Origin of the sequence: Caballeronia zhejiangensis, assembly GCF_022879815.1 — a bacterium.
Classification (GTDB): domain Bacteria; phylum Pseudomonadota; class Gammaproteobacteria; order Burkholderiales; family Burkholderiaceae; genus Caballeronia; species Caballeronia zhejiangensis.
The window spans coordinates 2,018,901-2,036,354 of sequence record NZ_CP084283.1 but is presented as its reverse complement, the minus strand read 5'-3'; the positions used below and the strand labels follow the sequence as shown (position 1 = coordinate 2,036,354).

Genomic DNA, 17,454 nt, shown 5'->3' with positions numbered 1-17,454 from the left:
TTTACGAAGCCAGCAAGAGGAAGATCGCCGGGCGCTTATGCAGGTCCGGCGCGGCCTGCTTCTTCCAGTCGGCCGCCGTGCGCGTGACGATGTTTTCGCCCGGCAGCGTCAGATCGACGGCGACGCAAATGAGCGTCGACGGCGCGCAGCCAGCGATGAGCGCGTCGAGCATCGCCTTATTGCGATAGGGCGTCTCAATGAAAATCTGCGTCTGATTGGCCTTGCGCGACAGTTGCTCCAGCTCGCGCAGCCGTTTCGCGCGTTCGCCGGCATCGACCGGCAGATAGCCGTTGAACGCGAAGCTCTGGCCGTTCATGCCGGAAGCCATCAGCGCGAGCAAGATCGAGCTCGGTCCGACGAACGGCACGACCTTCACGCCACGCTGATGCGCGCGCCGCACGAGCAACGCACCGGGATCGGCGACGGCGGGACAGCCCGCTTCGGAGACGAGGCCGGCGTCGGTGCCGGCGAGGATCGGCGCGAGCAGCTTGTCGATTTCCGCTGGCGGCGTGTTCACGTTCAGCTCGCGCACCTCGATTTCCTGAATCGGACGTTCGGTGCCCACTTTCTTCAGAAAGGCGCGCGTCGTTTTGGCGTTTTCGCCGATGTAGTACGCGAGCGCGGCCGCCTGCCCGCGCACCGGTTCGGGCAGAACTTGGGCGAGAGCGTCGGCGTCGCCTTCGCCGAGCGTGTTCGGAATCAGATAGAGAACGCCGCTCATGCCGCCTCCAGCACCGGATAGCCGGCGTTCGCGAGCATTCCGGTCAGCGCGATCAGCGGCAGGCCGATCAGCGCGGTGGGATCGTCGGATTCGATCGCTTCGAGCAACGCGATGCCCAGGCCTTCCGCCTTGGCGCTGCCGGCGCAGTCGTACGGCGTTTCGGCACGCAGGTACGTCTCGATCTGGGCGTCCGAATAGCGACGAAACCGCACGCGCGTGACGATATCGGCGGATTGCGCGTCGCCCGTGCGGCTGTCGAACAGGCAAAGCGCGCTGTGGAATTCGACGCTGCGTCCGCGCATCGCCTGGAGCTGGGCGAAGGCTTTCTCGTGCGTGCCGGGCTTGCCGATCTGCTTGCCGTCGAAGGTCGCCACCTGATCCGAGCCGATCACGAGGGCGTTCGCGTCGTTGCCGCTCCGTCCGGCCGCCGCACGCGCCTTGGCGATCGCGAGCCGAACCGCGGTCGCTTCGGGCGTTTCGTTGGCGAGCGGCGTTTCGTCGATATCGGGCGACACGACGTCGAACGGAATGCGCAGGCGTTCGAGCAATTCGCGCCGATAAGGTGAACTGGACGCCAGAATCAGGCGTGGCGGCGATTTCGAAGCTTCAGACATGAGACGAACCGGACAAAAAAGGGTGTAAAAACGACGGGCTGCGATTCAGCCCTTAAGTATTTGACTCGAAAGAATAAAGCCGATATGATTTTGGGCTTTTCATCGGTACGTGCGCGGGCGAAGGCTCTCCTGTCATCGATGAAACCGGTCGAGCCGAAGAGTCAGAAAGCACGAGGTCAGACAGCATGATGCCGGCCAGATGCACATTGGGGCAAATTCGGGCAAGTCGGGCCTGCATCGAAGCTGCATTTAAGCCGAGTCGCGGTGCATACTGAGCACTCACCGGTAGCACTAACCCAAGTAAGGCCAAGCAGGAGCGCACATGACTCAGAATCCTGGCAAACCTGTGAGCCCCGCCGATCCGCGCGCGCTCGACATTTACGAATTCGCCAAGAGCGGCAGGCAATCGGCCGGCGCGCTGCGTGTGTCGCAGATGCCGCGCATGTTAGCCGAAGTGCCGGCTGATGTGCCAGACGGCGATACCGTGTTCACCTGGCAAGGCGAGGGCTCGACCCAGCCGGAATTGCAGGACGACGGCACGGAGGCGCCGCAGCCGTATCTGCGTCTTGCGGTGCACGGTTCGGTGTGGCTCACGTGCCAGCGCTGCCTTCAGCCGTATTCGCAGCATCTCGATGTCGATGCGACATATCGGATCGTGGCGACGGAAGAAGAAGCGGACGAATTTCCGCTCGACGACGATGAAGTCGAAGTGATCGTGGGCTCGCGCCAGTTCGATCTCGTCGACTTGATCGAAGAGGAGTTGTTGTTGTCCTTGCCGCTCGTGCCCAAGCACAACGTATGTCCCGAGACGCACGAAAGTCTGCTTCCGGGCACGGCGGACGACGAGCCGGATGAAAGCGATGTGACGGATGAAGACGAAAAGCCGAATCCGTTTGCCGTGCTGGAGAAGCTCAAGGGCGGCTCCGACGGCAAGAAGCACTGAAATGGTTTTGTAGCACGCAACAAACTGGTAGCGCGATGTGCGCACCCGATGGCCGAACGGCCGAGGGCTGTCGGCGGATCGGGCTGTGTTAGAATTCGCAAAATTTTTCTGGAGTAATCATGGCAGTTCAGCAAAACAAGAAGTCGCCGTCGAAGCGCGGCATGCACCGTTCCCACGACTTCCTCCCGACGGCTCCGCTGGCTGTCGAGCCGAGCACGGGCGAGGTGCATATGCGCCACCACGTGAGCCCGAACGGCTACTATCGTGGCAAGAAAGTCATCAAGACGAAGAACGACTAAGCGTTCATCGACGCTCGATGCGCCCGCCGGAATCATTCCACGGGCGCGCGGGCGCAACTCGCTCTTGACACTTTCCCGGTACGACGAGAAGGCGGCATTTCACTGCCGCTTTTTTGTGTCCGAAATTCGTCGCGTTCCATGACTGTAAAGATAACCATCGACTGCATGGGAGGCGACCACGGTCCGGCCGTGACCGTTCCCGCTGCCGTCAATTTCGTGCGCTCGCATCCCGACGCGCACCTGATGCTCGTCGGTCTCGAGCAGCCCATCCGCGCTCAGCTCAAGAAGTACAAGGCTTCCGACGAGCCGCGTCTGACCGTCGTTCCCGCCAGCGAAGTCGTCGCGATGGACGACCCGGTCGAAGTCGCGCTGCGCAAGAAGAAAGATTCGTCGATGCGCGTCGCGCTCAATCTCGTGAAAGAGGGCGAGGCGCAGACCTGCATTTCCGCCGGCAACACCGGCGCGCTCATGGCGGTGTCGCGCTATGTGCTGAAGACGCTCGCCGGTATCGAGCGGCCTGCCATTGCGTTCGCGATGCCGAGCCAGAAGGGCTACACCACGGTGCTCGACCTGGGCGCCAACGTCGATTGCGAACCCGAGCATCTGCTGCAGTTCGCGGAGATGGGCCACGCGCTCGTATCGGCGATCGAAGGGCGCGAACGGCCCACGATCGGTCTGCTCAACATCGGCGAAGAAGTCATCAAGGGCAACGAAACGATCAAGCGCGCGGGCGAACTGCTGCGCGCGAGCACGCTCAACTTCTACGGCAACGTGGAAGGCAACGACATCTATAAAGGTACGACCGATGTCGTCGTGTGCGACGGCTTCGTCGGCAATGTCGCGCTGAAGACCTCCGAAGGTCTCGCGAAAATGCTCGCCGACATGATCAAGGAAGAGTTCAGCCGCAACTTCGCCTCGAAGTTGATGGCGCTCGTCGCGCTGCCCGTGCTGAAGCGTTTCAAGAGGCGTGTCGATCCGGCGCAATATAACGGCGCGGCCTTGCTCGGCCTGCGCGGGCTCGTAATCAAAAGTCACGGTTCGGCCGAGGCCTTCGGGTTTGAGTGGGCCATCAAACGCGGGTATGATGCCGTCAAAAATGGCGTGCTCGAACGCCTGGTGCGCGCGATGGAAGAAAACGCTCCCGCCGCGCGCGAGGCGGACGCGAACGGTCCCGCGTCGGCGGCCGCGGATCAATCGATCCAGCAGGCCGCTTCACAGCTGAACCCACAGCCAAACTCGCAGCCGAACCCGCCGGGCGAGTCCGGTACTGCGCTACATTCGAAGGCATAATGGCTCAATCCAATCTTTACTCTCGCGTGCTGGGCACCGGCAGCTATCTGCCGTCCGAGCGTGTCACGAATCAGGACTTGGCGGACCGTCTCGCGAAGCAGGGCGTCGAGACCAATGACGAATGGATCGTCGCGCGCACCGGCATTCACGCGCGACATTTCGCAGCACCGGATCAAACCACGAGCGATCTCGCGCTGATCGCTTCGCAGAAGGCGATCGAGGCGGCGGGCATCGATCCGCAATCGATCGATCTGATCATCGTCGCGACTTCCACGCCTGACTTCGTGTTCCCGAGCACGGCGTGCCTGTTGCAAAACAAGCTCGGCATCAAGAACAACGGCGCGGCCTTCGACGTGCAGGCGGTGTGCTCCGGCTTCGCCTACGGCGTCGCGACGGCGGACAGCTTCATTCGCAGCGGCCTGAACCGCACGGCGCTCGTCGTCGGCGCGGAGACGTTCTCGCGCATTCTCGATTTCAACGATCGCACCACGTGCGTGCTGTTCGGCGACGGCGCGGGCGCGGTCATCCTCCAGGCGTCCGATGAGCCGGGCGTGCTGTCGAGCGCGCTGCACGCGGACGGCAGCTATTCGGACATTCTCTGCACGCCGGGCAACGTGAACGGCGGCGTGGTTCAGGGCAGCGCGTTCCTGCACATGGACGGGCAAGCGGTGTTCAAGCTCGCGGTCAACGTGCTCGAAAAGGTCGCGCTCGAAGCGCTCGACAAGGCGAAGCTCACGCCTGAAGACATCGACTGGCTGATTCCGCATCAGGCCAACATCCGCATCATGCAAAGCACGGCGCGCAAGCTGCATCTGCCGCCGGAGCGCATGGTCGTGACGGTCGGCGAGCATGGCAACACGTCGGCGGCATCGATTCCGCTCGCGCTCGACGTCGCGGTGCGCGACGGCCGCATCAAGCGCGGCGACAACATTCTCATCGAAGGCGTGGGCGGCGGCTTCACGTGGGGCGCGTCGGTCATCCGCTACTGATTCGCCGATCAGATCCCTCTACCCAATTCGTAACTGATCCCTCTTCATCGCTGACCCCGCGCGCTCCTCCAGCGCGCGGTCCATGAGGACATCGCGGATCATTCCAATCAACGAGGACGATATGAAATTTGCGTTCGTTTTCCCCGGACAAGGCTCGCAGTCCATCGGCATGCTCAACGCATTCGCCGATCACGCGATCGTGCGCGAGACCGTGCAGCAGGCTTCCGACGCGCTCGGCCAGGATCTCGGCAAGCTGATCGCCGAAGGCCCGGCAGAAGAGCTGAACCTGACGACGAACACGCAGCCCGTCATGCTGACGGCCGCGTATGCGATTTATCGCGTGTGGGAAAAGGAAACGGGCCTGAAGCCTGCGCTCGTCGCTGGTCACAGCCTCGGTGAATACACCGCGCTCGTCGCGGCGGGCGCGCTCGCGTTCGCGGACGCCGTGCCGCTCGTGCGTTTTCGCGCGCAGGCGATGCAGAACGCGGTGCCGGTCGGCGAAGGCGGCATGGCCGCGATCCTCGGCCTCGACGACGACACCGTGCGCGCCGTGTGCGCTGAAGCCTCGTCGGCGGGCGTCGTCGAAGCGGTGAACTTCAATGCGCCGGCGCAGGTGGTCATCGCCGGTTCGAAGGCGGCCGTCGAGAAAGCGTGCGAGCTGGCGAAGGCGAAGGGCGCGAAGCGTGCGCTGCCGCTGCCTGTGTCCGCGCCGTTCCACTCTTCGCTGCTCAAGCCCGCATCGGATCAGTTGCGCGACTATCTCGCCAAGGTCGAAGTGAAGGCGCCGCAGATTCCGCTGATCAATAACGTCGATGTCGCGATCGTCTCCGATCCCGCCGCGATCAAGGACGCGCTGGTGCGTCAGGCCGCCGGTCCAGTGCGCTGGGTGGAGTGCGTGCAGGCGATGGCGAAAGACGGCATCACGCACGTCATCGAATGCGGTCCGGGCAAGGTGCTCGCGGGCCTGACGAAGCGTATCGACGGTAATCTCGTCGGCGGCTCGATCTTCGATCCGGCATCGCTCGAAGAAACGCGCAAACTGATCGCTGGCTAAGGACGAACAACATGAATCTGCAAAACCAGGTAGCAATCGTCACGGGCGCGTCGCGTGGCATCGGACGCGCGATCGCGCTCGAACTCGCGAAGCAGGGCGCGACGGTCATCGGCACGGCGACGAGCGAAAGCGGTGCTGCGAGCATCATCGAAGCGTTGCAGCAAGCGGGCGGCAAGGGCCGTGGCGCGGTGCTGAACGTGAACGACGCCGCCGCGGCGGATGCGTTCATCGACGGCATCGTCAAGGAATTCGGCGGGCTGAACGTGCTCGTCAACAATGCGGGCATCACGAAGGATCAGCTCGCGATGCGGATGAAGGACGACGAGTTCGACGCCGTCATCGATACGAACTTGCGCGCGGTGTTCCGTCTTTCGCGCGCGGTGCTGCGCCCGATGATGAAGGCGCGCGGCGGCCGCATCATCAACATCACGTCGGTGGTGGGTTCGTCGGGCAATCCTGGCCAGGCCAACTACGCGGCGGCAAAGGCCGGCGTCGCCGGCATGACGCGCGCGCTCGCGCGTGAGATCGGCAGCCGCGGCATCACCGTGAACTGCATCGCGCCCGGTTTCATCGACACCGACATGACCAAGGTCCTGCCGGAAGAGCAGCGCACCGCGCTCACCGCGTCTATCCCACTTGGCCGACTGGGCGCGCCCGAAGATATCGCGCATGCTGTGGCATTCCTGGCCTCGCCGTTCGCCGGTTACATCACCGGCACGACGCTGCATGTGAACGGCGGCATGTACATGTAAGGCCTTAATAGGCATTTCGCAGAATTTCGCTTAATATCCGCGCCGGAACGGGCGCGCAAAATGCTCGAAGGAGCAACGTGCGTACCGCTTTCGCGCGGCAGTGAAGAATCGATGCAATGCCGGCCGCCGCCCTCTTGATGAAGGGCAGGACACGGTGGAGCATGGAACTGACGCGTCGTATTTTGCGGGTCCAAACCTGATAAAATGCGCGCACTTGTATTTTTGAACTTTTTTCCCCTCGGAGGGCTGCATGGACAACATCGAACAGCGCGTGAAGAAGATCGTCGCCGAACAACTGGGCGTGGCGGAAGCCGAAATCAAGAACGAAGCTTCGTTCGTGAACGATCTGGGCGCTGACTCGCTCGATACGGTCGAACTCGTCATGGCGCTGGAAGACGAATTCGGCATGGAAATTCCCGATGAAGAGGCCGAAAAGATCACCACGGTTCAGCAAGCGATCGACTACGCGCGCGCCAACGTCAAGGCCTAAGGCCGGACGCGCCAGCGACTCATCGTCAATCAGCTCGATGCATCGTCGCTGCAAACCGATTTGACAGCCACAGGGCACACAGGGCGGTTTCCTGTGGCCGCTGTGGCTTTTGTTTTTCGTCATTTTATGGATAAGGGGTTACCGTGAGCCGTCGTCGAGTTGTTGTTACAGGCCTTGGGCTCGTATCGCCTGTCGGCAATACTGTTGCCGACGGCTGGGCCAATCTGGTCGCGGGCAAGTCGGGCATCGCCAATATCACGAAGTTCGACGCGACGAACTTTTCCACGCGTTTCGCCGGTGAGGTGAAGGGCTTCAATATCGAAGACTACATGCCCGCCAAAGAGGCGCGCCATATGGATACGTTCATCCATTATGGTTTCGCCGCGGGCGTGCAGGCCATGCAGGACAGCGGCCTCGAAATCACCGATGAAAACTCGGAGCGCGTGGGCGTCGTGGTCGGCTCGGGCATCGGCGGTCTGCCGATGATCGAAGTCACGCAAACCGAACTGCTCAATCGCGGCCCGCGCCGTATTTCGCCGTTCTTCGTGCCGGCGTCGATCATCAACATGATCTCCGGCCATCTTTCGATCCGCTTCGGTCTGAAAGGCCCGAATCTGTCGATGGTCACGGCCTGCACCACCGGCCTGCACTGCATCGGCGAGGCGTCGCGACTGATCGAATACGGCGACGCGGACGTCATGATCGCGGGCGGCGCGGAAGCCACGGTTTCCCCGCTCGGCATCGGCGGTTTCGCGGCAGCGCGCGCGCTCTCGCAGCGCAATGACGATCCCGCGACGGCGAGCCGTCCGTGGGACACCGACCGCGACGGTTTCGTTCTCGGCGAAGGCGCGGGCGTGATGGTGCTCGAAGAGTACGAGCACGCGAAGAAGCGCGGCGCGAAGATCTACGCGGAAGTGCTCGGCTACGGCATGAGCGGCGACGCGTATCACATGACCGCGCCGCCGGAAGACGGCGACGGCGGCCGCCGCGCGATGGTCAACGCGATGAAGAACGCGCGCATCAATCCCGATGAAGTGAACTACGTCAACGCGCACGGCACGTCGACGCCGCTCGGCGACATCGCGGAGACGATCGGCATCACGCGTGCGCTCGGCGATCAGGCGAAGAAGGTCGTCGTGAACTCCACCAAGTCGATGACCGGCCACCTGCTGGGCGGCGCGGGCGGCCTGGAGTCGGTGTTCACCGTGCTGGCGATCCACAATCAGGTGTCGCCGCCGACCATCAACATCTTCAATCAGGATCCGAAGTGCGACCTGGACTACTGCGCGAACACCGCGCGGGAGATGAAGATCGACGTGGCGGTCAAGAACTCGTTCGGCTTCGGCGGCACGAACGGCTCGCTCGTCTTCAAGCGCCACTGAGCTCGGCGCGCTCGTCATCGCGGGGATCCATATGGCGAGCGTGTGTGTGAATCGGCCGCATCGTGACGCAGGCGTCGCGATGCGGCCGTCGCGTTTCTTGCGGGGCGCAATGCTCGGCTTCGTAGCCGTTGCGGGAGCGTCGGTGTTCCAGTGCGTTTTCGCGCATGCGGAGCACGCGGGGCACGCCGCCGTGGCTTGCGCGGCGGCGCTGGCGGTGCTCGGGCTGGCGTCGTACCGGTGGATGAACGCCCAGCCATCGGCGATTGGCCTTCTTTCCGACGGCATCACGATCTGGAACCGAAGCGGCGAGATGCGCCACACGAGCATCGCTGGGTGCGCGCAATGGAGCGGACGCCTCATCGCGTTGACGCTTTGCGATACGCGCGGGCGGCGCGAAACGCTCGTCGTCGCGGCCGATTCCGTCGATGCCGACACCTTCCGCCAGCTCTCGGTCCAGGCTCGCCGCGCCGCAGCGTCCCACCTGTAACGACTGTAACGGCGCATGAGCGTTCCGGTAGCCTTACAGGCGGTAACGCTACAATAGCCGTCCGCGCAACTTCCCCAAGCTAATCGGATTTCCCAGGTGAGTGAAAAAGAAATCGACCAATTGCTGGTCGAACGTGTCCAGAAGGGTGACAAGGCCGCGTTCGAACTGCTGGTCGCCAAATACCACCGCAAGATCATTCGACTGATCTCGCGCCTCGTGCGCGACCCCGCCGAGGTCGAGGACGTCGCCCAGGACGCCTTCATCAAGGCCTACCGCGCGCTGCCGCAGTTTCGCGGCGAATCGGCGTTTTACACCTGGCTTTACCGCATTGCTGTCAATACGGCAAAAAACTATCTTGCAACTCAGGGCCGCCGCGCTCCCACTTCTACCGAAGCCGATGCAGAAGAAGCGGAAACTTTCTCCGACGCGGACCAACTAAGGGATATCAACACGCCCGAGTCGATGTTGATGAGCAAGCAGATCGCTCAGACTGTCAACGCCGCGATGGCGTTGCTGCCCGAGGAATTGCGCACCGCCATCACGCTTCGGGAGATTGAAGGACTGAGCTACGAGGAAATCGCCGAAATGATGGATTGCCCGATCGGCACCGTCAGATCGAGAATTTTTCGTGCTCGCGAAGCCATTGCGGCAAAATTGCGTCCGTTGTTGGACACTCCCGAAGGCAAACGCTGGTAGGCGGCGAAAACCCTCGGGGCAGGGACGCGATATCTGGGTTGGTGGTGTCACAACGGGGTGTGGTCAAAGATGGGGAGCATCATGGGGTCGGTCTCGGTGCAGAATCAAACACAGGCGGGTTCGCGCGGCGAGCGCATGTCGGCTTTCGTCGACGGCGAAGCGCTCGGCGAAATTCACAGCATCAGCCAGTTTCTCGCGGATCTGAAAGGCGACGAACGCGCGGCGTGGTCGGAATATCACCTGATCGGCGACGCCTTGCGCTCCGACGATCTCGCGGTCAGCCCGGCGCGCAGCAGCGCGTTCATGGCCGCATTCTCCGAACGTTTCGAAGCTGAGGCGCACGTACTCGCGCCGGCTGCATTGCCGGGCGTGACGACGAAAGCGCGGGGCGGCATGTTGCGCCGTCGCGTGATGCCGGCCTTCGCGGTTGCCGCGGCGGCCGCTACGCTGACATGGATCGTCGTGCCGCAGCTGCAAGGCGTCGATCGCAACTCGGGCGCGCAGGTGGCGAGCGTCGCGCCGGCGGATTCGTCGATGCAGCGGGTGGCGCTCGCGTCGGTGCCCGCGGTGACCACGCGTACGCCGATCGTCGAAGCGAACATCATCCGCGACGCGAATCTCGATCAGTATCTCGAAGCGCATCAGCAGTTCTCCCAGCAGCCCGCGATGCCCGGTTCGATGCCCCTGATTCGCGCGGCGGCTATAACGCAAGGCCAATAATTTGATGCTGAGTGTGCGGTTGAATAAAACAAGATATTGGGGGCGGCTGCCGGCATTGATGCTCTGCGCAGCCGCGTTGTTGACGGCGGCAACGAGCTCGTTCGCTCAGGGAGACGATCCCGCCACCGCCCGCAAGACAGCCGCCACTCTGCTCAACCGCATCCACGAAGCGGCCCAGCAGCAGAATTACGAGGGCACGTTCGTCTACCAGCGTGGCGCGACGGTGCAGTCGTCGCGCATTACGCACGTCGCCACGCGCGGTGACGGCGAATACGAATCGCTCGAAAGTCTCGACGGCGCGCCGCGCAAGATGCTGCGTCACGACGACGACATGTTCACCTTCGTGCCGGAGCGTCATCTGCTCGTGGTCGAGCATCGGCAGAACCGGGATTCGTTCCCGGCGCTGTTGTCGACGAGTGGCGATCAGGTGCTTTCCGTCTACGATCCGAAGCTGTTGGGCACGGACCGCGTCGCGGGGATCGAAAGCCAGGTGCTGGAGCTCGATCCGAAAGATTCCTATCGTTTTGCCTACAAGCTGTGGGCCGATGCGAAAACCGGCTTGCTGCTGCGCGCGCAAACGCTCGATCCGGACGGGCAAGTCCTCGAGCAGCTTTCTTTCTCTCAGGTACGTATTGGCGGGCCGATCGACAAGGCGCCGATCGCGAACGGCATTCGCAACACGTCGGGCTGGACCGTCGTGCGGCCGCCCGTGCAGCCGGTCGACATGGAAGCGCAGGGCTGGCAACTGACGCCGACTATCGCGGGCTTTCGCAAGATTCGCGAGTTGCGCCGTCCGATGGCGTCGAGCCAGCAAGGCCAGCCGCCGATTCCGGTCGATCAGGCCGTGTTCTCCGACGGTCTCGCGACGATCTCGGTTTTCGTCGAGCCGGTGGAGAAAAATACGCGCAAGGAAGGCGCGGGCAATAGCGGAGCGACGCACGTTCTGGTGAAGCGCCGCGGGGATTTCTGGATCACCTTGCTGGGTGAAGTGCCGCAAGCCACATTGCAGCAATTTGCTTCTACCATAGAATACAAGCCTTCCAAGTAATCCAGATCCCGGCCTCCAACCTATGAGCAACTTCTCGCTGCGCAAGTTCATCGCGGCCGCGGCGCTCGCCGTGTGCCTGCCGTTCGTATCGCAATCTGCGTCAGCGGTGCCCACGGTGAACCTGCCGGACTTCACGACGCTCGTCGACAAGGTGGGGCCCTCGGTCGTGAACATTCGCACGACCTCGCGCGTCGGTTCGGGCAGCGATCTGCGCGGCCTGCCGCCCGGTCTCGATGAAGGCGACATGTCGGAATTCTTCCGACGCTTCTTCGGCATTCCGATGCCGGGTCAGCCGCCTCGTGGAGGTGGCGGCGGAAATAACGGCGGCGGAAGTCAGGGCGATCAGGGCAAGGGCGGCAGCCGCAACGCGCCCGACGACAACCAGGACAACTCGGAGCAGAGCAGTGGCGTCGGCTCGGGCTTCATCCTGTCGACCGATGGCTACGTGATGACCAACGCACACGTCGTCGACGATGCCGACACCATCTACGTCACACTCACGGACAAGCGCGAATTCAAGGCGCGTCTCGTCGGCGTCGACGAGCGCACGGACGTCGCCGTCGTGAAGATCAGCGCATCGAACCTGCCGGCGATCACCATCGGCGATTCGAACAAGGTGCGCGTCGGCGAGTGGGTGCTCGCAATCGGTTCGCCGTTCGGCCTCGACAACACCGTGACCGCGGGCATCGTCAGCGCGAAGGGGCGCGATACGGGCGATTACCTTCCGTTCATCCAGACCGATGTCGCCGTGAATCCGGGCAACTCGGGCGGTCCGCTCATCAACATGGCGGGCGAGGTGATCGGTATCAATTCGCAGATTTACAGCCGCACGGGCGGTTTCATGGGCATCTCGTTCGCGATTCCGATCGACGAAGCCATGCGCGTCGCCGATCAGCTGAAGACGTCGGGCAAGGTGGTGCGCGGGCGCATCGCGGTGGCGATCGGCGAAGTGACGAAGGACGTCGCGGATTCGCTGGGCTTGCCGAAAGCGCAAGGCGCGCTCGTGTCGAGCGTCGAATCGGGCGGGCCGGCCGACAAGGCCGGCGTGCAGCCAGGCGACATCATCCTCAAGTTCAACGGTCAGAACGTCGAGACCGCGACCGATCTCCCGCGCATGGTCGGCGATACGAAGCCCGGCACGAAGACCACGCTCACGATCTGGCGCAAGGGCCAGACGCGCGATCTGTCGATCACGGTCGCCGAAATGCAGCCGGACAAGGTCGCGAAGACCGAGCAGAAGAAACCGCCGCAGCCGAAGGAGCGCGCGAGCAATTCGCTCGGCATGGCGGTGAGCGACATTCCGGCAGATCAAAAGAAGGCGCTCAAGCTGTCGAGCGGCGTTCAGGTCGATGCCGTCGAGGGACCGGCGGCACGCGCGGGCTTCCAGAAGGGCGACATCATCATGCGTATCGGCGATACGGATATCACGAGCGCCAAGCAGTTCCAGGAAGTCGCGCAGGGCCTCGACGCGAGCAAGATGGTCGCGATTCTCGTGCGTCGCGGCGACAACACGCAGTTCGTGCCGGTGCGCCCGCGCGTGCCGGCGCAGAAATAAGCGCGATGACGTCGAAGCCAGGTGCGGCCTTTATTCTGTACGGGCGCGCCTGGTGTCATCTGTGCGAGGACATGCGGGCCGAACTCGAGCCGATCGCCGCGCAACACGGCATTCCGATCGAATGGATCGACATCGACGAAGATCCGCTGCTCGAAGCGCGCTACGACGAACGCGTGCCGGTTCTGGCGCTCGATGGCGTCGAGCTGTGCCAGTACCGGCTCGACGCCGACGCGGTACACGCAGCGCTGCTCGCGCGCGGTCGGTGAGGGCGGCGCAGGCGAAATCCGCCGGGGCACCCCCGTTTTCGGCTAAAATGCTCAAGTTTTCCCCAAATTTTCAAGGCGTGCTCCGCGTTGGTGAGGGCGCGCCTTTTTCGCTTTTTTTGGCACGATCGGCACTGAATGGATCATATTCGTAACTTCTCGATCATCGCGCACATCGACCACGGCAAGTCGACGCTCGCTGACCGCATCATCCAGTTGTGCGGCGGCCTGTCCGACCGTGAGATGGAAGCGCAGGTGCTCGATTCGATGGACCTCGAGCGCGAACGTGGCATCACGATCAAGGCGCAGACCGCGGCGCTGACCTATAAGGCGCGCGACGGCCGCGTCTATAACCTCAACCTCATCGATACGCCGGGGCACGTCGACTTCTCCTACGAAGTCAGCCGCTCGCTCTCCGCGTGCGAAGGCGCGCTGCTCGTCGTCGATGCGTCGCAGGGCGTCGAAGCGCAGACGGTGGCGAACTGCTACACGGCCATCGAACTCGGCGTCGAAGTCGTGCCGGTGCTCAACAAGATCGATCTGCCGGCCGCGAACCCCGAAAACGCGATCGCGGAAATTGAGGACGTGATCGGCATTCAGGCCGCGGACGCCGTCCATTGCAGCGCGAAGACGGGTCTCGGCGTCGAGGACGTGCTCGAGTCGCTGATCGCGAAAGTGCCGCCGCCCGAGGGCGATCCGGACGCGCCGCTGCAGGCGCTCATCATCGACTCGTGGTTCGACAACTACGTCGGCGTCGTGATGCTGGTGCGTATCGTCAACGGCACGCTCAAGCCGAAGGACAAGATCAAGATGATGGCGACCGGCGCGCAATACCCGGTCGAGCATGTCGGCGTGTTCGCGCCGAAGTCCACGAATCTCGCGCAATTGTCGGCGGGGCAGGTGGGCTTCGTGATCGCGGGCATCAAGGAACTGACGGCCGCGAAAGTGGGCGATACCGTCACGGTCGCGAGCCGTCCGGCCACCGAGCCGCTGCCGGGCTTCAAGGAAGTGAAGCCGCAGGTGTTCGCGGGGCTCTATCCGGTCGAGGCGAATCAGTACGACGCGCTGCGCGAATCGCTCGAAAAGCTGAAGCTCAACGACGCGTCGCTGCAGTTCGAGCCGGAAGTGTCGCAGGCGCTCGGCTTCGGTTTCCGTTGCGGCTTCCTCGGCCTTCTGCACATGGAAATCGTGCAGGAGCGTCTCGAGCGCGAATTCGACATGGACCTCATCACCACCGCGCCGACGGTGATCTACGAGGTCGAGCAGCGCGACGGCACGACCATCATGGTCGAGAATCCGGCGAAAATGCCGGAGCCGCAGAAGATCGAGGAAGTGCGCGAGCCGATCGTCACCGTGAATCTGTATATGCCGCAGGAATATGTCGGCTCGGTCATCACGCTGTGTACGGCCAAGCGCGGCTCGCAGATCAACATGCAGTATCACGGCCGTCAGGTGCAGCTGACCTACGAAATCCCGATGGCGGAAATCGTGCTCGACTTCTTCGACCGCCTGAAGTCGACGTCGCGCGGCTATGCGTCGATGGACTACGAGTTCAAGGAATATCGCGCGGCGGATGTCGTCAAGGTCGACATGCTCATCAACGGCGACAAGGTCGATGCGCTGTCGGTCATCGTGCACCGTTCGCAGAGCCAGCATCGCGGCCGCGAAGTGGCGTCGAAGATGCGCGAACTGATTCCGCGTCAGATGTACGACGTGGCGATCCAGGCGACCATCGGCTCGAACATCATCGCGCGCGAGAACATCAAGGCGCTGCGCAAGAACGTGCTCGCGAAGTGCTACGGCGGCGACATCTCGCGCAAGAAGAAGCTGCTCGAGAAGCAGAAGGCCGGCAAGAAGCGCATGAAGCAGGTCGGCTCTGTCGAAATCCCGCAAGAGGCTTTCCTGGCGATTCTGCGCGTCGACGAGTAACGCGCGCACGGCGAAGCAAACAACGATAACAACCGGAAGCGATTGATGAATTTCGCATTGATTCTTTTGATCCTCGTCGTATTGACGGGTATTGCCTGGGTGCTCGACAAGCTGGTGTTTCTGCCGCAACGGCGCCGCGCCGCCGATGCCGCGGTGGCCGAGTTCGATCGCCAACAGGAGCGCGTCGGCGAGCGTTTCGCCGATGAAAACGCCCCGCAGACGCGCGCCCGCCTGCACGACGACAAGCTGCGCCAGCCGTGGTGGCTCGAATACACGGCGAGCTTCTTCCCGGTGATTCTCGCGGTATTCGTCGTGCGCTCGTTCATCATCGAGCCGTTCAAGATTCCGTCCGGCTCGATGGTGCCGACGCTGCTCGTCGGCGACTTCATCCTCGTGAACAAGTACGAATACGGCCTGCGCATGCCGATCACGAACACGAAGATGACCAACGGCAGCCCGCTCAAGCGCGGCGATGTCGTCGTGTTCCGGTATCCGAAGGACGAATCGGTCGACTACATCAAGCGCGTGATCGGCCTGCCGGGCGATACCGTCGCGTACGAAGACAAGAAGCTCACGATCAACGGCAAGCCGGTGCCGGAGACGCCGCTGCCCGATTATTTCGACGACGAGCGCATCGGTTACGCGAAGCAGTTCGAGGAAGATCTCGACGGCCGCAAGAACGCGATCCTGAACAATCCGCAAGTGCCGCCGTTCATCGTCGGCGCGGACGATTTCCCGTTCCGCGACAACTGCAATTACAACGCTCAGGGCGTGACGTGCAAAGTCCCGCCGGGCAACTACTTCATGATGGGCGACAACCGCGACAACAGCGCGGACAGCCGCTACTGGGGCTTCGTGCCGGACAAGAACATCGTCGGGCGCGCCTTCTTCATCTGGATGAACTTCAGCAATCTCAAGCGCATCGGCGCTTTCCAGTGAACACACATCACGCCGGCTCGTCTCCTGAGACAGCCGGCGTTGCTCATTCTTAAAACAAGCTTCGAAACGGCGTGAAGAAGCGCGGCTAACACCGTCTCGCCACGCGTTTTCCGGCGCGGTCCGGCGGAATCGTCCGCCCGCGCGCCCGCGTTATACTCTCTCCATGCCATCTTCTCCGTTGGAAAGCCGGCTGCGGTACGAATTTCGCAATGCGGAATTGCTGCGCCAGGCGATGACCCACCGCAGTCACAGCGCCACGCACAATGAACGGCTCGAATTTCTCGGCGATTCCGTTCTAAATTGCGTGGTGGCCGCGCTTTTGTTCCAACGATTCAGCAAACTCGACGAAGGCGACCTGTCGCGCGTGCGCGCGAATCTGGTCAAACAGCAGTCGCTTTACGAAATCGCGCAGGCGTTGAACGTGTCCGAAGGCTTGCGGCTCGGCGAAGGCGAATTGCGCAGCGGCGGCTTTCGCCGTCCGTCGATTCTCGCCGACACGCTCGAAGCGATCTTCGGCGCCATCTTCCTCGACGGCGGTTTCGACGCCGCTTTCACCGTCATCAAGCGGCTGTACACGCCGGTGCTCGATCACATCGATCCGCGCACCATCGGCAAGGATGCGAAGACGCTTCTGCAGGAATATCTCCAGGGCCACAAGATCGCGTTGCCGACTTACACCGTTATCGCAACGCACGGCGCCGCGCACAATCAGCAGTTCGAAGTCGAATGCACGGTGCCGAAACTCGACGTGAAAGTGTCCGGTTCCGGCGCGAGCCGCCGCGCCGCCGAGCAGGCTGCCGCGAAGAAGGCGCTCGACGAAGTGATGGCCGCTGCACCGACGCTCGGCATGAAGCCGAAGCGCAAGGGCGCGCGCGCGGCGAAACAGGTCGAGCCCGAAGTGGTGCCCGGCGTCACCGGCATTCAGGCGGCGCTCGATCTGCGGTCGCCCGATCGTCGCGAGCGTCAACATGCACCGCACGGCACGCAGCAGGCGCCGCAGGAACGCCCGGCCACCGCGCCGCTCGCCGTGATTCGCGCGACGCACGTCGAGCCGTCGGCGGGCGCTTACGCAGCCGCCGACAAGCCCGAACGCGCCGTCATTCACCGGCCGGAGAAAGCGGCGAAAAGCGATGCGACGCAAACGTCCGAACGCAGCGCGAATGCGGACAAGCCCGCGCCGTCCGACGAACGCGACGACGACGCCGGCACGCGCAACAGCGCCGCCGCGGATGCGCCCGCGGGCCGCGTCGTGCGCGCCGCCGACGCCGGTCACTGACGCGCGC

The 17,454-nt window shown here is 63.1% G+C and carries 19 protein-coding genes; 17 read left to right on the top strand and 2 right to left on the bottom strand.

Annotated features, from left to right (window positions below; genetic code table 11):
* Nucleotide 1: 1 nt before the first annotated feature.
* Nucleotides 2–721, bottom strand: coding sequence for an SAM-dependent methyltransferase (locus LDZ23_RS09775; protein WP_008342260.1), 720 nt, complete (start codon nt 719–721; stop codon nt 2–4).
* The gene (locus tag LDZ23_RS09770) at nt 718–1,335 is read right to left on the bottom strand and encodes a Maf-like protein (RefSeq protein WP_008342258.1); all 618 of its coding nucleotides are present in this window, start codon (nt 1,333–1,335) and stop codon (nt 718–720) included. The genes LDZ23_RS09775 and LDZ23_RS09770 overlap by 4 nt, the downstream gene beginning before the upstream one ends.
* Nucleotides 1,336–1,657: 322 nt before the next feature.
* On the opposite strand from LDZ23_RS09770, the gene LDZ23_RS09765 reads away from it, so the two are divergent.
* The 17 genes from LDZ23_RS09765 (at nt 1,658) to rnc (ending at nt 17,447) form a co-directional block, all read left to right on the top strand.
* Nucleotides 1,658–2,278 carry a DUF177 domain-containing protein gene (locus LDZ23_RS09765; RefSeq protein ID WP_008342256.1) on the top strand — a complete coding sequence of 207 codons (621 nt, stop codon included), beginning with the start codon at nt 1,658–1,660 and terminating at the stop codon, nt 2,276–2,278.
* Nucleotides 2,279–2,397: 119 nt separating this feature from the next.
* The gene (rpmF, locus tag LDZ23_RS09760) at nt 2,398–2,577 is read left to right on the top strand and encodes a 50S ribosomal protein L32 (RefSeq protein WP_008342254.1); all 180 of its coding nucleotides are present in this window, start codon (nt 2,398–2,400) and stop codon (nt 2,575–2,577) included.
* A 138-nt stretch (nt 2,578–2,715) separates the two neighbouring features.
* Nucleotides 2,716–3,867 carry a phosphate acyltransferase PlsX gene (gene plsX / locus LDZ23_RS09755; protein WP_033537090.1) on the top strand — a complete coding sequence of 384 codons (1,152 nt, stop codon included), beginning with the start codon at nt 2,716–2,718 and terminating at the stop codon, nt 3,865–3,867.
* Complete coding sequence (locus tag LDZ23_RS09750) at nt 3,867–4,856, top strand: beta-ketoacyl-ACP synthase III (RefSeq protein ID WP_008342249.1); 990 nt, start codon at nt 3,867–3,869, stop codon at nt 4,854–4,856. Before plsX ends, LDZ23_RS09750 begins: the two co-directional genes overlap by 1 nt.
* Nucleotides 4,857–4,977: 121 nt before the next feature.
* Entirely contained in the window at nt 4,978–5,910 is a 933-nt protein-coding gene (fabD, locus tag LDZ23_RS09745) for an ACP S-malonyltransferase (RefSeq protein WP_008342248.1), read from the top strand.
* Nucleotides 5,911–5,921: 11 nt separating this feature from the next.
* Nucleotides 5,922–6,662 (top strand): 3-oxoacyl-ACP reductase FabG, encoded by a 741-nt coding sequence (gene fabG, locus LDZ23_RS09740; protein ID WP_008342246.1) that lies wholly within the window; start codon nt 5,922–5,924, stop codon nt 6,660–6,662.
* Between the two features lie 250 nt (nt 6,663–6,912).
* Complete coding sequence (gene acpP, locus LDZ23_RS09735; protein ID WP_004197638.1) at nt 6,913–7,152, top strand: acyl carrier protein; 240 nt, start codon at nt 6,913–6,915, stop codon at nt 7,150–7,152.
* Between the two features lie 143 nt (nt 7,153–7,295).
* Nucleotides 7,296–8,534: a beta-ketoacyl-ACP synthase II gene (fabF, locus tag LDZ23_RS09730; RefSeq protein WP_008342106.1), complete on the top strand. Its 1,239-nt coding sequence runs from the start codon at nt 7,296–7,298 to the stop codon at nt 8,532–8,534.
* Nucleotides 8,535–8,565: 31 nt separating this feature from the next.
* Nucleotides 8,566–9,021, top strand: coding sequence for a protein YgfX (locus LDZ23_RS09725; RefSeq protein ID WP_008342105.1), 456 nt, complete (start codon nt 8,566–8,568; stop codon nt 9,019–9,021).
* Between the two features lie 96 nt (nt 9,022–9,117).
* The gene (gene rpoE / locus LDZ23_RS09720) at nt 9,118–9,717 is read left to right on the top strand and encodes an RNA polymerase sigma factor RpoE (RefSeq protein ID WP_008342103.1); all 600 of its coding nucleotides are present in this window, start codon (nt 9,118–9,120) and stop codon (nt 9,715–9,717) included.
* Between the two features lie 81 nt (nt 9,718–9,798).
* On the top strand, nt 9,799–10,437 hold the full coding sequence (locus LDZ23_RS09715) for a sigma-E factor negative regulatory protein (protein WP_244807472.1): 639 nt from the start codon (nt 9,799–9,801) through the stop codon (nt 10,435–10,437).
* A 4-nt stretch (nt 10,438–10,441) separates the two neighbouring features.
* Nucleotides 10,442–11,485: a MucB/RseB family sigma factor regulatory protein gene (locus LDZ23_RS09710; protein ID WP_008342097.1), complete on the top strand. Its 1,044-nt coding sequence runs from the start codon at nt 10,442–10,444 to the stop codon at nt 11,483–11,485.
* A gap of 22 nt (nt 11,486–11,507) precedes the next feature.
* Nucleotides 11,508–13,040 (top strand): DegQ family serine endoprotease, encoded by a 1,533-nt coding sequence (locus LDZ23_RS09705; protein WP_008342096.1) that lies wholly within the window; start codon nt 11,508–11,510, stop codon nt 13,038–13,040.
* Between the two features lie 5 nt (nt 13,041–13,045).
* Nucleotides 13,046–13,306 carry a glutaredoxin family protein gene (locus tag LDZ23_RS09700; protein ID WP_008342094.1) on the top strand — a complete coding sequence of 87 codons (261 nt, stop codon included), beginning with the start codon at nt 13,046–13,048 and terminating at the stop codon, nt 13,304–13,306.
* A gap of 135 nt (nt 13,307–13,441) precedes the next feature.
* Nucleotides 13,442–15,232, top strand: coding sequence for a translation elongation factor 4 (gene lepA / locus LDZ23_RS09695; protein ID WP_008342093.1), 1,791 nt, complete (start codon nt 13,442–13,444; stop codon nt 15,230–15,232).
* Between the two features lie 45 nt (nt 15,233–15,277).
* The gene (lepB, locus tag LDZ23_RS09690) at nt 15,278–16,171 is read left to right on the top strand and encodes a signal peptidase I (protein WP_008342091.1); all 894 of its coding nucleotides are present in this window, start codon (nt 15,278–15,280) and stop codon (nt 16,169–16,171) included.
* A gap of 163 nt (nt 16,172–16,334) precedes the next feature.
* Complete coding sequence (gene rnc / locus LDZ23_RS09685) at nt 16,335–17,447, top strand: ribonuclease III (RefSeq protein ID WP_033537089.1); 1,113 nt, start codon at nt 16,335–16,337, stop codon at nt 17,445–17,447.
* Nucleotides 17,448–17,454: the final 7 nt, after the last annotated feature.

Coding starts and splice junctions, on each gene's coding strand:
- LDZ23_RS09770 (WP_008342258.1), bottom strand. CDS start 1,335: ATGTCTGAAGCTTCGAAATCGCCGCCACGCCTGATTCTGGCGTCCAGT.
- rpmF (WP_008342254.1), top strand. CDS start 2,398: ATGGCAGTTCAGCAAAACAAGAAGTCGCCGTCGAAGCGCGGCATGCAC.
- lepB (WP_008342091.1), top strand. CDS start 15,278: ATGAATTTCGCATTGATTCTTTTGATCCTCGTCGTATTGACGGGTATT.
- plsX (WP_033537090.1), top strand. CDS start 2,716: ATGACTGTAAAGATAACCATCGACTGCATGGGAGGCGACCACGGTCCG.
- LDZ23_RS09725 (WP_008342105.1), top strand. CDS start 8,566: ATGGCGAGCGTGTGTGTGAATCGGCCGCATCGTGACGCAGGCGTCGCG.
- LDZ23_RS09715 (WP_244807472.1), top strand. CDS start 9,799: ATGGGGTCGGTCTCGGTGCAGAATCAAACACAGGCGGGTTCGCGCGGC.
- LDZ23_RS09775 (WP_008342260.1), bottom strand. CDS start 721: ATGAGCGGCGTTCTCTATCTGATTCCGAACACGCTCGGCGAAGGCGAC.
- LDZ23_RS09705 (WP_008342096.1), top strand. CDS start 11,508: ATGAGCAACTTCTCGCTGCGCAAGTTCATCGCGGCCGCGGCGCTCGCC.
- fabD (WP_008342248.1), top strand. CDS start 4,978: ATGAAATTTGCGTTCGTTTTCCCCGGACAAGGCTCGCAGTCCATCGGC.
- acpP (WP_004197638.1), top strand. CDS start 6,913: ATGGACAACATCGAACAGCGCGTGAAGAAGATCGTCGCCGAACAACTG.
- LDZ23_RS09750 (WP_008342249.1), top strand. CDS start 3,867: ATGGCTCAATCCAATCTTTACTCTCGCGTGCTGGGCACCGGCAGCTAT.
- LDZ23_RS09765 (WP_008342256.1), top strand. CDS start 1,658: ATGACTCAGAATCCTGGCAAACCTGTGAGCCCCGCCGATCCGCGCGCG.
- LDZ23_RS09710 (WP_008342097.1), top strand. CDS start 10,442: ATGCTGAGTGTGCGGTTGAATAAAACAAGATATTGGGGGCGGCTGCCG.
- fabG (WP_008342246.1), top strand. CDS start 5,922: ATGAATCTGCAAAACCAGGTAGCAATCGTCACGGGCGCGTCGCGTGGC.
- lepA (WP_008342093.1), top strand. CDS start 13,442: ATGGATCATATTCGTAACTTCTCGATCATCGCGCACATCGACCACGGC.
- LDZ23_RS09700 (WP_008342094.1), top strand. CDS start 13,046: ATGACGTCGAAGCCAGGTGCGGCCTTTATTCTGTACGGGCGCGCCTGG.
- rnc (WP_033537089.1), top strand. CDS start 16,335: ATGCCATCTTCTCCGTTGGAAAGCCGGCTGCGGTACGAATTTCGCAAT.